The 13,007-nt window shown below is 72.6% G+C and carries 11 protein-coding genes; 3 read left to right on the forward strand and 8 right to left on the reverse strand.

The window, feature by feature from the left end; translation table 11 throughout:
• Window positions 1-510: 510 nt before the first annotated feature.
• The 3 genes from OHA05_RS28015 to OHA05_RS28025 form a co-directional block, all read right to left on the reverse strand.
• Window positions 511-1,800, reverse strand: a complete 1,290-nt coding sequence (locus OHA05_RS28015; protein WP_313943534.1) for a ribonuclease D — start codon at window positions 1,798-1,800, stop codon at window positions 511-513.
• A gap of 78 nt (window positions 1,801-1,878) precedes the next feature.
• The gene (locus tag OHA05_RS28020) at window positions 1,879-2,541 is read right to left on the reverse strand and encodes a helix-turn-helix transcriptional regulator (protein ID WP_313943533.1); all 663 of its coding nucleotides are present in this window, start codon (window positions 2,539-2,541) and stop codon (window positions 1,879-1,881) included.
• Between the two features lie 277 nt (window positions 2,542-2,818).
• Window positions 2,819-3,499 carry a DUF3000 domain-containing protein gene (locus OHA05_RS28025; RefSeq protein ID WP_313943532.1) on the reverse strand — a complete coding sequence of 227 codons (681 nt, stop codon included), beginning with the start codon at window positions 3,497-3,499 and terminating at the stop codon, window positions 2,819-2,821.
• 92 nt (window positions 3,500-3,591) lie between these two features.
• On the opposite strand from OHA05_RS28025, the gene hemE reads away from it, so the two are divergent.
• Complete coding sequence (hemE, locus tag OHA05_RS28030) at window positions 3,592-4,656, forward strand: uroporphyrinogen decarboxylase (protein WP_313943531.1); 1,065 nt, start codon at window positions 3,592-3,594, stop codon at window positions 4,654-4,656.
• Between the two features lie 62 nt (window positions 4,657-4,718).
• On the opposite strand, the gene OHA05_RS28035 is transcribed toward hemE, so the two are convergent.
• Both OHA05_RS28035 and OHA05_RS28040 read right to left on the reverse strand, forming a co-directional pair.
• The gene (locus OHA05_RS28035) at window positions 4,719-6,095 is read right to left on the reverse strand and encodes an FAD-dependent oxidoreductase (RefSeq protein WP_328862032.1); all 1,377 of its coding nucleotides are present in this window, start codon (window positions 6,093-6,095) and stop codon (window positions 4,719-4,721) included.
• Between the two features lie 27 nt (window positions 6,096-6,122).
• Window positions 6,123-7,085 (reverse strand): DUF4349 domain-containing protein, encoded by a 963-nt coding sequence (locus OHA05_RS28040; protein ID WP_328862033.1) that lies wholly within the window; start codon window positions 7,083-7,085, stop codon window positions 6,123-6,125.
• Between the two features lie 126 nt (window positions 7,086-7,211).
• Between OHA05_RS28040 and hemG the strand changes: the two genes are divergently transcribed.
• Window positions 7,212-8,651 carry a protoporphyrinogen oxidase gene (gene hemG / locus OHA05_RS28045; protein ID WP_328862034.1) on the forward strand — a complete coding sequence of 480 codons (1,440 nt, stop codon included), beginning with the start codon at window positions 7,212-7,214 and terminating at the stop codon, window positions 8,649-8,651.
• A 4-nt stretch (window positions 8,652-8,655) separates the two neighbouring features.
• Complete coding sequence (gene hemQ / locus OHA05_RS28050; protein WP_313943527.1) at window positions 8,656-9,375, forward strand: hydrogen peroxide-dependent heme synthase; 720 nt, start codon at window positions 8,656-8,658, stop codon at window positions 9,373-9,375.
• Between the two features lie 62 nt (window positions 9,376-9,437).
• Here hemQ and OHA05_RS28055 read toward each other — a convergent pair whose 3' ends face one another.
• The 3 genes from OHA05_RS28055 to OHA05_RS28065 all read right to left on the reverse strand — a co-directional run bounded on the left by OHA05_RS28055 (window position 9,438) and on the right by OHA05_RS28065 (window position 13,005).
• Window positions 9,438-11,039, reverse strand: a complete 1,602-nt coding sequence (locus OHA05_RS28055) for an alpha/beta hydrolase (protein ID WP_328862035.1) — start codon at window positions 11,037-11,039, stop codon at window positions 9,438-9,440.
• A 99-nt stretch (window positions 11,040-11,138) separates the two neighbouring features.
• Window positions 11,139-11,924: a TIGR04222 domain-containing membrane protein gene (locus OHA05_RS28060; RefSeq protein ID WP_328862036.1), complete on the reverse strand. Its 786-nt coding sequence runs from the start codon at window positions 11,922-11,924 to the stop codon at window positions 11,139-11,141.
• A gap of 103 nt (window positions 11,925-12,027) precedes the next feature.
• The gene (locus tag OHA05_RS28065; protein WP_328862037.1) at window positions 12,028-13,005 is read right to left on the reverse strand and encodes a TIGR04222 domain-containing membrane protein; all 978 of its coding nucleotides are present in this window, start codon (window positions 13,003-13,005) and stop codon (window positions 12,028-12,030) included.
• Between the last annotated feature and the right edge of the window lie 2 nt (window positions 13,006-13,007).

Consider the following 13,007-nt stretch of genomic DNA (forward strand, 5'->3'; position numbering starts at 1 on the left):
CCGGCCATGCTACTTGTGGGTAACCAAGCTGCCCACCCCAAGAGGCGGGAGCGGCGAACGTCACACCGGGGTGAGGCGCTTCCGCCGTTCCGGGGGCGGGGATGCGTGGGGTTCGGCAGTGCGCGCGCCTGCTTGGTTGCGTGCCGCCGGCGTGCGGGTCTCGGTGGGGCTCCGGCCCCGGGCCGGCGGCGGGCCGGAGCATCCGGCCCGTGCGGCGTGGGAGGTACCCGCCCGCAGGGTGTGGCCACCGGCCGTGCGGGGATTGGCGCCGGCCCCGCGCCCGATCGCCAGGCGGAACCCGGGCGTCCAGCCCGTCCCGCGTGCGACCCCGCCCGCAGGGTGTGCCACCGGCGTGCGGGTCATCGCGGGGCTCCGGCCCCGGGTCGGCGGCGGGCCGGCGCATCCGGCCCGTCACGCGAGGGAGAGCCCGCCCGCAGGGTGTGCTCGGCCACCGCGTGCGGGACCCGCGTCCCGAACGCCGGGCGGACGCAGACGCGGGTCCCGGCCGCGTCAGGTCGTCGCCGTCGCCGCCAGCGCGCGCGTCAGCAGCGGTGCCACCTGCTCGATCTGCCACGGACGCGCCCCGTACGACGCCAGCGCCTGTGCCACCGACTCGACCGACGGCTGCGCCGGCGGTTCCCAGCACACGCGTCGGACCGTGTCCGGAGTGATCAGGTTCTCCTGCGGCAGGTTCAGCTCCTCCGCGAGCGCGGACACCGCTGCCCGCGCCGCCGTCAGACGAGCGGCGGCGGCCGGGTCCTTGTCGGCCCAGGACCGCGGCGGCGGCGGGCCGTTCAGCTGCTGGCCCGGCTGCGGCAGCTCGGCGTCGGGCAGTGCCTTCGCCCGGTCGACCGCCGTCTGCCACTGCTCCAGCTGCCGCCGGCCCATCCGGTGTCCGAACCCGGGCAGCGCGGTCAGCTCCTGAACGTTCGCCGGGAGGGCGAGCGCCGCTTCCACGATCGCGCCGTCGCCCAGCACCTTGCCCGGTGACACGTCCCGCCGCTGGGCCACCCGGTCCCGGGTCGTCCACAGCTCCCGTACGACGGCCATCTGACGCCGCCGGCGCACCTTGTGCATGCCGGACGTCCGCCGCCAGGGGTCCTTGCGCGGGGGAGCGGGCGGCGCCGAGGCGATCGCGTCGAACTCCTGGTGGGCCCACTCCAGCTTGCCCTGCCGGTCCAGCTCCTTCTCCAGCGAATCGCGCAGATCGATCAGCAGCTCGACGTCGAGCGCGGCGTAGCGCAGCCACGGCTCGGGGAGCGGGCGGGTCGACCAGTCGACGGCGGAGTGGCCCTTCTCCAGGGCGAAACCGAGGACGGACTCCACCATCGCGCCGAGCCCGACCCGGGGGAAGCCGGCGAGCCGCCCGGCCAGCTCGGTGTCGAAGAGCCGGGTGGGGAGCATGCCTATTTCGCGCAGGCACGGCAGGTCCTGTGTCGCCGCGTGCAGGATCCACTCCGTGCCGGACAGCGCCTCGCCCAGACCGGACAGATCGGGGCAGCCGATCGGATCGATCAGCGCGCTGCCCGCGCCCTCACGGCGCAGCTGTACGAGATAGGCGCGCTGGCCGTAGCGGTAGCCGGACGCGCGCTCCGCGTCGACGGCGACCGGGCCGGTGCCGGCGGCGAACGCGGCGATCACTTCGGCCAGCGCATCGGCGTCGGCGACGACGGGAGGGATCCCCTCGCGGGGCTCCAGCAAGGGGATCGGTACTTCTTCGGCTGCGACGCCGTCGTCCGGGGGAGCGCCCCCGGCGGTTCGCAGTGCGGTCTCTGCTGCGGTCTCTTGGGCGTCGGTCACGTGTCAAGGGTATCTGTGAACGGACAGCGCCCGTCGACGGAACGTTCCGTCGACGGGCGCGAAAGAAATGTGGAGCGATCAGTGAATGATGCCGGTGCGCAGGGCGACGGCGACCATGCCGGCACGGTCGCCCGTGCCGAGCTTGCGGGCGATGCGGGCGAGGTGGCTCTTGACGGTGAGCGCGGACAGGCCCATCGAGACGCCGATGGCCTTGTTCGACTGGCCTTCGGCGACGAGCCGGAGCACCTCGACCTCACGGCCGGAGAGCTCGCGGTAGCCGCCCGGGTGGCTCGGGGCACCCGGGGGGCGGCGGTGCAGTCGGCCGGCTCCGGCGCCGATGGGTGCCGCGCCGGGACGGGTGGGGTGACCGATGTTCGTACGGGTACCGGTGACGACGTATCCCTTGACGCCGCCGGCGAGCGCGTTGCGCACGGCGCCGATGTCGTCGGCGGCGGACAGCGCCAGACCGTTCGGCCAGCCGGCCGCGCGGGTCTCGGACAGGAGGGTCAGCCCGGAACCATCGGGCAGGTGGACGTCGGCAACGCAGATGTCGCGCGGGTTGCCGACGCGGGGACGCGCCTCCGCGATGGACGACGCCTCGATCACGTCACGTACTCCGAGGGCCCACAGGTGGCGGGTGACGGTGGAGCGGACGCGCGGGTCGGCCACGACGACCATGGCCGTCGGCTTGTTCGGGCGGTAGGCGACCAGGCTTGCGGGCTGCTCGAGAAGAACGGACACCAGGCCTCCTGGGGAAGGTGCGGGACGGGGCCGGCTCGGGGAAGCCGGGGCGAAACCGTGCAGTTAGGTCACTGACCTCTTCGGCACCGAACCCGGCCGCCTTTAGAGAATGATCACGATTTAGTGAGTAACAATTGGGGCAATTCGGACAGGTGATCGATCATCCTACGAGCGAGCTCATCAGGCTGTTCGCGCGAGGCCGGGTGGGGAGAGCGGTACGGGCACGACACAAAGCACGGCCCGCGCACAGTGTCGCGGGCCGTGCCGGGGGTGAACGTCACCGATGTTGCGGGCCCCGCCGCTGCGGAAGGGAGACCACGCCCGTCACCGCGTCCGCCGGACCGGCCGGCATCGGTGGCAGTCCCGCGACCTGACAGAGCAGATCGCACCAGGCAGCGAGGTGTGCGCCCGAGTCCGGCACCCCGCCGTGGCCCTCGCGCGGTGTCCAGGACGCACGGATCTCGATCTGCGTCGCGGGCCGCCGGTCGGAGAGTCCACCGAAATAGTGAGACCCCGCACGGGTGACGGTGCCGCTCGGCTCACCGTACGAAAGTCCGCGCGCTTCCAGCGCGCCCGTCAGCCACGACCAGCACACCTCCGGAAGCAGCGGGTCGGCGGCCATCTCCGGTTCGAGCTCCGCCCGCACCAGCGTCACCATCCGGAACGTGCCCTGCCAGGCGTCGTGGCCGGCCGGGTCGTGCAGCAGCACCAGACGTCCGTCGGCGAGATCGTCCTCGCCGTCGACCACCGCCGCCTCCAGTGCGTACGCGTGCGGGGCGAGCCGCTGTGGCGGCCGGGCCGGATCCACCTCGATCTCGGGGCGCAGCCGTGCGGCCCGCAGCGCATCGACCGCCTGTGAGAACGCGCGCGGGACGGCATTCCCCTCCGCGCTGTCCGTCGCATCAGCGCCGTTGGAATGATCCGGATGATCGGAAAACTGTCCCTGAGCCGCAGCCATGCGGGGAAGAGTAGGCGGAACGGGGGCTCGGCGCAGGGAGGGACACCCGGGCCGGGGCAGCCACTTCAGGTGTACGTGCGAAGATTTGGGGCGTGAGCGCCAACGAACGCCCCTCGGGCCAGCAGCCGAAGACGTACGACTCCGCCTTTCTCAAGGCGTGCAGGCGCGAGCCGGTGCCGCACACGCCGGTCTGGTTCATGCGGCAGGCGGGCCGCTCACTGCCCGAGTACCTGAAGGTCCGCGAGGGCATCCCGATGCTCGAGTCGTGCATGCGTCCCGAGCTCGTCACCGAGATCACGCTGCAGCCCGTACGGCGCCACAAGGTCGACGCCGCGATCTACTTCAGCGACATCGTCGTCCCGCTCAAGGCGATCGGCATCGACCTCGACATCAAGCCCGGCGTCGGACCCGTCGTCGCCGATCCGATCCGCACCCGGGCCGACCTGGACCGGCTGCGCGATCTCACGCCCGAGGACGTCTGGTACGTCACCGAGGCGATGGGCATGCTCACCCAGGAGCTCGGCTCCACCCCGCTCATCGGCTTCGCCGGTGCGCCCTTCACTCTCGCGAGCTATCTCGTCGAGGGCGGCCCCTCGCGCAACCACGAGCACACCAAGGCGCTGATGTACGGCGACCCGCAGCTGTGGGCGGATCTGCTGGACCGGCTCGCGGAGATCACGTCCGCGTTCCTCAAGGTGCAGATCGAGGCGGGCGCGAGTGCGGTGCAGCTGTTCGACTCCTGGGTGGGGGCGCTGGCTCCCGCGGACTACCGGCGCTCGGTGATGCCGGCGTCGGCGAAGGTGTTCGACGCGGTCGCCTCGTACGGCGTGCCCCGCATCCACTTCGGCGTGGGCACGGGCGAACTGCTCGGTCTGATGGGCGAGGCCGGCGCGGACGTCGTGGGTGTCGACTGGCGCGTCCCGATGGACGAGGCCGCGCGCCGCGTCGGCCCCGGCAAGGCGCTCCAGGGCAATCTCGACCCGGCGGTGCTCTTCTCCACCCGCGAGGCGGTCGAGACGAAGACCCGCGAGGTGCTGGACGCGGCGTCGGACCTGGATGGCCACATCTTCAACCTGGGCCACGGGGTGCTCCCGACGACGGACCCGGACGCCCTGACCCGGCTCGTGGAGTTCGTCCACGAGCGGACCGTCCGCTAGGTCCTCCCCGCCGTGACCGTGACCGGGCTCCAGGCCCGGTCACAGCAGGGTTCGGACCGGGCTCAGCCCGCCTTGCGGACCGCTGCCACTGCCTTGCGGGCCGCGACCAGGACCGGGTCCCAGACCGGTGAGAACGGCGGTGCGTAGCCCAGGTCCAGGGCCGTCATCTGCTCCACCGTCATCCCGGCCGTCAGCGCCACCGCCGCGATGTCGACCCGCTTGCCCGCACCCTCCCGGCCGACGATCTGCGTGCCCAGCAGCCGCCCCGTGCGGCGCTCGGCGAGGATCTTCACCGTCATGGGCGCCGAGTCCGGGTAGTAGCCGGCCCGGCTCGTCGACTCGATCGTCGCGGTGACGTACTGGAGTCCGACCGCGGCCGCGTCCTTCTCGCGCAGACCGGTCCGCGCGATCTCCAGCTCGCACACCTTGCTGACCGCCGTACCGACGATTCCCGGGAACGTCCCGTACCCGCCGCCGACGTTCGACCCGATGATCTGGCCGTGCTTGTTGGCGTGCGTGCCCAGCGGGACGTGCCTCTCGCGGCCCGAGACCAGGTCGAGCACCTCGACGCAGTCACCGCCCGCCCAGATGTTGTCGTGACCGCGGACCCGCATGCCCAGATCGGTCAGCAGCCCTCCGTACGCACCGAGCGGCAGCCCCGCGGCCTCGGCGAGCGTCGTCTCCGGCCGCACACCGATGCCGAGGATCACCACGTCCGCCGGGTACTCCCTGTCATCCGTTGCCACCGCCCGGACCCGGCCGTCCTCACCGGTGAGGACCTTGGTGACCTCTGCCTCGTTCACCGTCGTGATGCCCATGTTGTCCATCGCGGTGTGGACCAGCCGGCCCATGTCCGGGTCGAGGGTGATCATCGGCTGCTCGCCGCGGTTGAGCACGGTCACCTCGAAGCCGCGCTTCAGCATCGCCTCGGCCATCTCGACACCGATGTAGCCCGCGCCGACCACCACCGCGCGGCGCCCTTCGATGCCGGCGAGCGTGTCCAGCAGCTGCTGACCGTCGTCCAGGTTCTGCACGCCGTGCACCCCGGGCGCGTCGATGCCCGGCAGCGGCGGGCGTACCGGGCGGGCGCCGGTCGCGATCACCAGCTTGTCGTAGCCCGTCCAGGCCACCTCGCCGCTCTCCAGGTCACGCGAGCGCACCCGGCGGCCGGCCACATCGATCTCCGTGACCTCCGTGCGCATGCGCAGATCGATGGCGCGCTCGCGGTGCTCCTCGGGCGTACGGGCGATCAGCCGCTCCCGTTCGCGTACGTCACCGCTGACCCAGTAGGGGATCCCGCAGGCCGAGAACGAGCTGAAGTGGCCGCGTTCGAACGCGACGATCTCCAGTTCCTCCGGGCCTTTGAGCCTGCGTGCCTGTGATGCGGCGGACATGCCCGCCGCATCGCCCCCGACGATCACCAGTCGCTCTGTTGCCATGGGAACACGCTACGGGGGAGCCGTGGTTCAGTCCTGACCAGGGCCGCGCGCCGGGCCGGATCCACTGCCACCCGCAGTGCCGTCGCCCGGCCACGGCAGATGCGCGGGTGCCGCCGGCTCGGTGGCCGCGCGCCGCGGCAGCCGCGGCCGTACCCCCCACCGCCAGAGCGCGTAGAGCAGCACGAGCACCGCGGCGAACGGGGCCACCGCGCCGATCACGACGCCCGCCCAGCGGCCCGTGGCAAGCAGCGCGTCCCAGCCGCCGCCGAGCGCGTCCAGGAAGCCCGGGTCGTCGTCGCGCTGCTCCTCCTTCTTCTCCTTCTCGGAGAGCGAGAGGGTGATCGTCGCCAGCGTGGTGCGGTCCTTGAGCGCGGCCTGCTGCGCGAGCAGCGACTCCAGATCGGCCTGACGGCTGCTCAGCTGGCCTTCGAGCGCGACGATGTCGCCGAGCTTGGTGGCCCGGTCCATCAGTGCCCGCACCCGGGCCACGCTCGCCCGCTGGGTGGCGATCCGGCTCTCCACGTCCACGACCTGGTCGGTGACGTCCTTGGCGTCCGCCTTGCGGGACAGCAGCCTGCCCGTGCCCGCCAGTGCCGACAGCACCTCATCGTACTTCTCCTGCGGCACGCGCAGCACGACCCGCGAGGCCACATGCGTGTCGTCGATCCGTTCCGTCGACTCGTCGGCGACATGACCCCCGGCCGTCTCGACGGCGCTGCGGGCGGAGGCCAGGGCCTTCTGCGCGTCCGCGACCTCCACCTCCAGTGCCGCGGTTCGGATGATGTGCGCCGGCGCGAGGGAGACCGGCTTCTTCGGCGCGGCGTGCTGCGCGTCGGACTCCGCCCTGTCCGCGGCGGAACCCGCCGCCCCCTCCCGCGCGGCCGGACCGGCCGCGCTCTCCCCCTTGTCGTCGCTCGCCCCGCCACTGCATCCGGCGACGGTGAGTGAAGCGGTGAGCAGCAGTGCCGCGAACGTACGTCGAGCCCGCATGTCGGCCCCCCAGGGACATCGGTGAGTGTCACCGGTTCGACGGCGGGCCCGCGGCAAGGGTTGCCGTCCTGCGGTCCCGAAGCGGTCACGGTCGGGACTCGGAACGGCGTTTGAGAGAGTGGGGACATGGAGTCTTCCCCGAACACGGGCACCCCCACCGGCCATGTCGTCGTCGTGGGCGGCGGCATCGCCGGCCTCGCGGCCGCCCACCGGCTCGTCACCGCCGGGGTGCGTGTGACGCTGCTGGAGGCGACCGACCGGCTGGGCGGCAAGCTGCAGACCGGCGAGATCGAAGGGCTGACCGTCGATCTCGGCGCCGAGTCCATGCTCGCCCGCCGCCCGGAGGCCGTGGACCTGGCCCGTGCCGTGGGACTCGGCGAGCGGCTTCAGCCCCCCGCCACGGCCACCGCCTCCGTGTGGACGCGCGGCGCACTGCGACCGATGCCCAAGGGGCATGTGATGGGCGTACCGGGCTCCGCCGACGCCCTCGCCGGACTCCTCTCCGCCGACGGCATCGCCCGGATCGAGCGGGAGCGCGACCTCGCCCCCGTCGAACTCGGCGACGATGTCGCGGTGGGCACCTACGTCGCCGAGCGCCTCGGCCGCGAGGTCGTCGACCGGCTGGTCGAGCCCCTCCTCGGCGGGGTGTACGCGGGCGACGCCTACCGGATCTCGATGCGCGCCGCCGTCCCCCAGCTCTTCGAGGCGGCCAGGACCCACGACTCCCTGCTGGAGGGCGTGGCCGAGATCCAGCGCCGGGCGCAGGAACGGCCGCAGAGCGGGCCCGTCTTCATGGGCATCGCGGGCGGCGTCGGGCTGCTGCCGGGGGCCGTCGCCGACGCCGTGCGCGCCGCCGGGGGTGAGATCCTCACCGAGACCCCCGTCGTCGGTCTGAGCCGCGACGCCGAGGGCTGGCGGATCCGCACCGATCGCGGGGAGTTCGCCGCCGACGCCGTGGTGCTCGCCACCCCCGCCTGGTCGGCCTCGGCCCTGCTCTCCGCCGAGTCGCCCGAAGCCTCGGCCGAACTCGGCCGGATCGAGTACGCCTCCATGGCCCTGGTGACCCTCGCCTTCCGGCGAGCGGACCTGACCGGCCTGCCGGACGGCAGCGGCTTCCTGGTGCCGCCGGTCGACGGCCGCACCATCAAGGCCTCCACCTTCTCCAGCAACAAGTGGGGCTGGGTCGGCGAGAGCTCGTCGGACCTGTTCGTCCTGCGCACCTCCGTCGGCCGGTACGGCGAGGAGGAGCATCTGCACCGCGAGGACGCCGACCTCGTCGGGGTGTCCCTGGACGACCTCGGGGCGGCGACGGGGCTCGCGGCCCGGCCCGTGGCCACCGAGGTGACCCGCTGGATCGGCGGGCTGCCCCAGTACCCGGTCGGCCACCTGTCCCGCGTCGCCCGCATCCGTGACGAGGTCGCCAAACTGCCCGGCCTGCGGATCTGCGGGGCCGCGTACGACGGTGTCGGCATCCCCGCATGCATCGCCGACGGACGGCGCGCCGCGGACGAGATCATCGCCACGCCCACCCTGGCGCGAGGCACCGGTCGGCAGGCGGGAGAATAGCCACATGAGTGCGCCCGAAAAGATCCCGAACGCAGGCAAGAAGGCCAAGGACCTCAACGAGGTCATCCGGTACACGCTGTGGTCCGTCTTCAAGCTGCGCGATGTGCTCCCCAGCGACACCGACCGGTCCGCCTACGCCGACGAGGTCCAGGAGCTGTTCGACCAGCTCGCCGCCAAGGACGTCACCGTGCGCGGCACGTACGACCTCTCCGGGCTGCGCGCCGACGCCGACCTGATGATCTGGTGGCACGCCGAGACCGCGGACGAGCTCCAGGACGCGTACAACCTCTTCCGGCGCACCCGCCTCGGCCGGGCGCTGGAGCCGGTCTGGTCGAACATGGCGCTGCACCGCCCCGCCGAGTTCAACAAGTCGCACATCCCGGCCTTCCTGGCCGACGAGACGCCGCGCGACTACGTCAGCGTCTACCCCTTCGTGCGCTCCTACGACTGGTACCTGCTGCCCGACGAGGACCGCCGCCGCATGCTCGCCGACCACGGCAAGATGGCCCGCGGCTACCCGGACGTGCGCGCCAACACCGTGGCGTCCTTCTCGCTCGGCGACTACGAGTGGCTGCTGGCCTTCGAGGCGGACGAGCTGTACCGCATCGTCGACCTGATGCGTCATCTGCGCGCCTCCGAGGCACGGATGCACGTCCGCGAAGAAGTCCCGTTCTACACCGGCCGTCGCAAGTCGGTCGGCGACCTGGTGGCGGGCCTCGCCTGAGGCCGGCCACACCATGAAGGCCGGGCCCGCATCCGCGGACCCGGCCTCGGCGACCCGGAAGATCAGACGGCGTGCGGCAGCTTCGGCTGTGCGGCCCGCCGGTCCAGCGACACCGGGTCAGGCTCCGGGTGCGGCGCGCACGACGCGCGCCGCACCGGTGTCTCACCGCGGAGCAGGTAGTTCTCCAGGTGGGCGTTGACGCACTCGTTGCTGCCGCCCCCGATGCCGTGCGTCCCGGAGTCCTCCTCCGTGATCAGCACCGAACCCTTCAGCCGCTGCGCCAGTTCGCGCGCCCCTTCGTACGGTGTCGCCGCGTCCCTCTCGGCCGCCAGGATCAGCGTCGGCGGCAGCGCCCCGCGCTTCGTCCGTACCTCCAGCGGCTCCTGCCGGGGCGCCGTCCAGAACGCGCAGGGCAGGTTCATGAAGGCGTTGTCCCAGGTCTCGAACGGCGCCCTGCGGGCGAGTGCGGTGTTGTCGCGGTCCCAGACCTCCCACTCGGTGGGCCACGGGGCGTCGTTGCACTCGACGGCGGTGTAGACGGCGTTGGCGTTCTCCGAGTCCTTGGCGTGCTCCGGCCTCGGGGCCGCCTGCGCGATCAGCGGCTTCTCGTTGCCCTTCAGATACTCCGAGAGCGCGGTCGCCCGCGCCACCCAGACGTCGTCGTAGTACCCGGTGCCGAGGAACGCCGCGTGCAACTGACCCGGGCCGACCTTGCCGCCCGCCGGCTTCGTGGCGAGACGGTCGCGCGCCTTCTCGTAGCTGCGCATGACCTGCTGGGGCGTGGTGCCGAGATGGAACGTCGCGTCGTGCCGCGCGGCCCAGGCGCGGAAGTCCGACCAGCGGCTCTCGAAGGCCAGTGACTGGTCGAGGTTGTTGCGGTACCAGATCTGGTCGGTGTCCGGGTTCACCGCCGAGTCGAAGACCAAGCGGCGTACGTGCGAGGGGAAGAGGGTCGCGTACAGCGCGCCGAAGTACGTGCCGTAGCTGGCGCCCATGAAGGTCAGCCGCGGCTGGCCGAGCGCGGCCCGCAGCACATCGAGGTCGCGGGCGTTGTTGAGCGAGGTGTAGTGACGCAGCGCCGCTCCGGTCTTGCGCGCACAGCCCTCCGCGTACGCCTTCGCCTGCGCGATCCGCTCGGTCTTGTACGCGGGGGAGGGGTGTACCGGTGACGGCGTCGGAGCCTTGCCGAAGTCGGCGGAGTCCTGGCAGGACAGCGGCGCCGAACGGCCCACCCCGCGCGGGGCGTAGCCCACGATGTCGTACGCCCGCGCGATCCGCTTCCACTCCGGGAGCTGGGCCGCCATCGGGAAGTACATGCTGGAGGCGCCCGGGCCGCCCGGGTTGTAGACGAAGGCCCCCTGGTACTCGGTCGCCTCACCGCTCGCCTTCACGCGGCTGACGGTCAGGGTGATCTGACGGCCCGACGGGTCCGCGTAGTCCAGCGGAACCTTGACCGTGCCGCAGCTGACGGATGAGGGCAGCCCCTCGACCTTGGGGCAGGTGCCGAACACGATGCCCGCGTCGGCGGCCCGCTTCGCGGCGACAGCCGTTCCCTGCATCTCGGTGTCGAGGGTGGTGGTACCGCCGGCCGGGGCGACGGCCAGTGCGGTGATGACCAAGGAGCCGAGGCCGCTCACGGCCCCGTACTTCGTCACTGCTCTCATCGCGTTCCCTTCGTACGGACGGCGGCTGTGCGGCCGTGGAAAGGGAGATCCTTCGCGGAGCAGATAGTCATGTAAAGAACCTGAATGGGGTGTCGGCCCTCAATGACCCGTAAGAGGTGAACCACTTGTGCGGCCGACCGTGAGAGCGGCCCGCAGCGACGGGTCGTCGACCGCGCCGACGCCGTGCACCGCCACCGCGGTCAGAAACGCCCGCTCGCTGCCGTCCCCGGTGCCGACGAGGCCGACCAGCAGACGCCGGCCGTCGGGTGAGGCCCACCGGGTGTAGGGATGCACCTCGATCCGCGCGATCGCCAGAGCGCCGAGCGTGAGGACGAGCGGCAGCGCGAACCAGACGAGCAGGGGCCCGCCGCCGCCCTCCTCCTGAGGGACCATCAGCAGCGAGAGGGCCGCCAGCGCCGCGGTGAGCACGGTCGCGCCGCGCACCTGACGGACGGCGGAGGCCACCTGCGTCCGGTCGCCGTCCGGGACGGCGAGGCCTGCGTGGACCAGACGGTCGGCGAGGGTGCGCACCGCGTCGGCGGCGGAGGCGGCGGCCCGTACCGCCCCTGTCCGCGCCTGGCCCGCGGGCCCGATAGCGCCCATCACCGAACGTTCCAGATCGTCCTCGCCGTCCGGGTCCACGACGGTGTCCCAGCCCGTGTGCGCCAGCAGCAGCCTGCGCCGGCGGTGCATCGAGACGAGGGTGAGCTCGGTGACCCGCTGCGGGCCGCCGGCCAGGAAGGCCGCCTCGTACAGCGTCAACTCCCGCTGTGCGCCGAGCCGCGCGCTGGGCGGGCGCGCCGTGTCGACCGCCGCGAGACACAGGCGGGCGCAGCTGAGTCCCGCCGCTGACCAGGCCAGGAACAGAAACAGGAGCGAGAGCATGCGCGTGTTGTACGCGAGATCTCCTTCGCGGCGCCACATCTTGTCCACGATCCGGACACGGCATCGCGGACCGGTGACGCACCGGCGGTCACGGGGGACCGGATCAGGAGCTGCCGCCGCCCCCGCAGCTCGACCCGCCGGACGAACCCCCGCCCCCGCAGCTGGAGCCGCCCGACGAACCGCCGCAGCCCGACCCGCCCGACGAACCGCCGCACCCCGAGCCGGAACTGCTGCCGCAGCCGGACCCTCCGCCGCCGTCCGGGCTCGACGCCGCGCACCACACGACCGTGGTGGTGGCCGCGAACGCGGCCGAACGCTCGTACCGGGACACGGGAGTCCGGGCCGCGGTCCTCAGCTGGGCCTGGAGGAAGGGATCCGTCACGCCGTGCAGGCCGTGGAGGGCGACGAGATGGGCGGGGGAGTGCAGATGCGCGAACTGCACCCCGAAGGAACGCAGGGCGTCCTGGCCGGCCGAACTGATCCGGCGGCGCGAGCGGGCGGCCGCCGTGAAGCCGAACCCGATGCCCACGAACAGGGCGGGCAGTACCAGCATGATGAACGGAATGTCGGGGTCGTCGGGACCGGAGACGAAGCTCAGAACCGTGACGACGAACGCGAACGGAATCCCCATCACGCACACGAACCCCTGACAGAGGCCCCAGACGGTCAGCGCGCGGTTCGCCCGCGGCGGGAGCATCAGCCCGCGCGCGGCGAGACCGTCGCCGATCTCCTGCACGGCGGGGCTGCGCATCACCGAGCGGCGCAGGGTGTGCAGCGCCCCGGTGGGCGACGCGGCCAGTTCGTCGAACACCGCCCGTTCCACGAGGTCCTGGGCGACCGGGCGCTGGGCGACGGCGATGCCGGGACCGCCGATCGCCAGCCGCCCGTCCGCGTGCAGCACGGCGAGCGCCGCGTCCACCACCCGCGCCGGACCGCCGCCGAGGAAGGCGGCCTCGTACACGTCGTGGATCTGTGCCCGGACGCCGGGGGCGGGGCGGCGCTGCGACCAGGACACCCGGACCAGCAGCGTGGTGGACGAGGCGGCCACGGCGACGTAGACGAGGATCGCGAGGACGGTCACGG

The organism is Streptomyces sp. NBC_00306 (assembly GCF_036169555.1).
In the GTDB taxonomy this organism is placed as follows: Bacteria; Actinomycetota; Actinomycetes; order Streptomycetales; family Streptomycetaceae; genus Streptomyces; species Streptomyces achmelvichensis.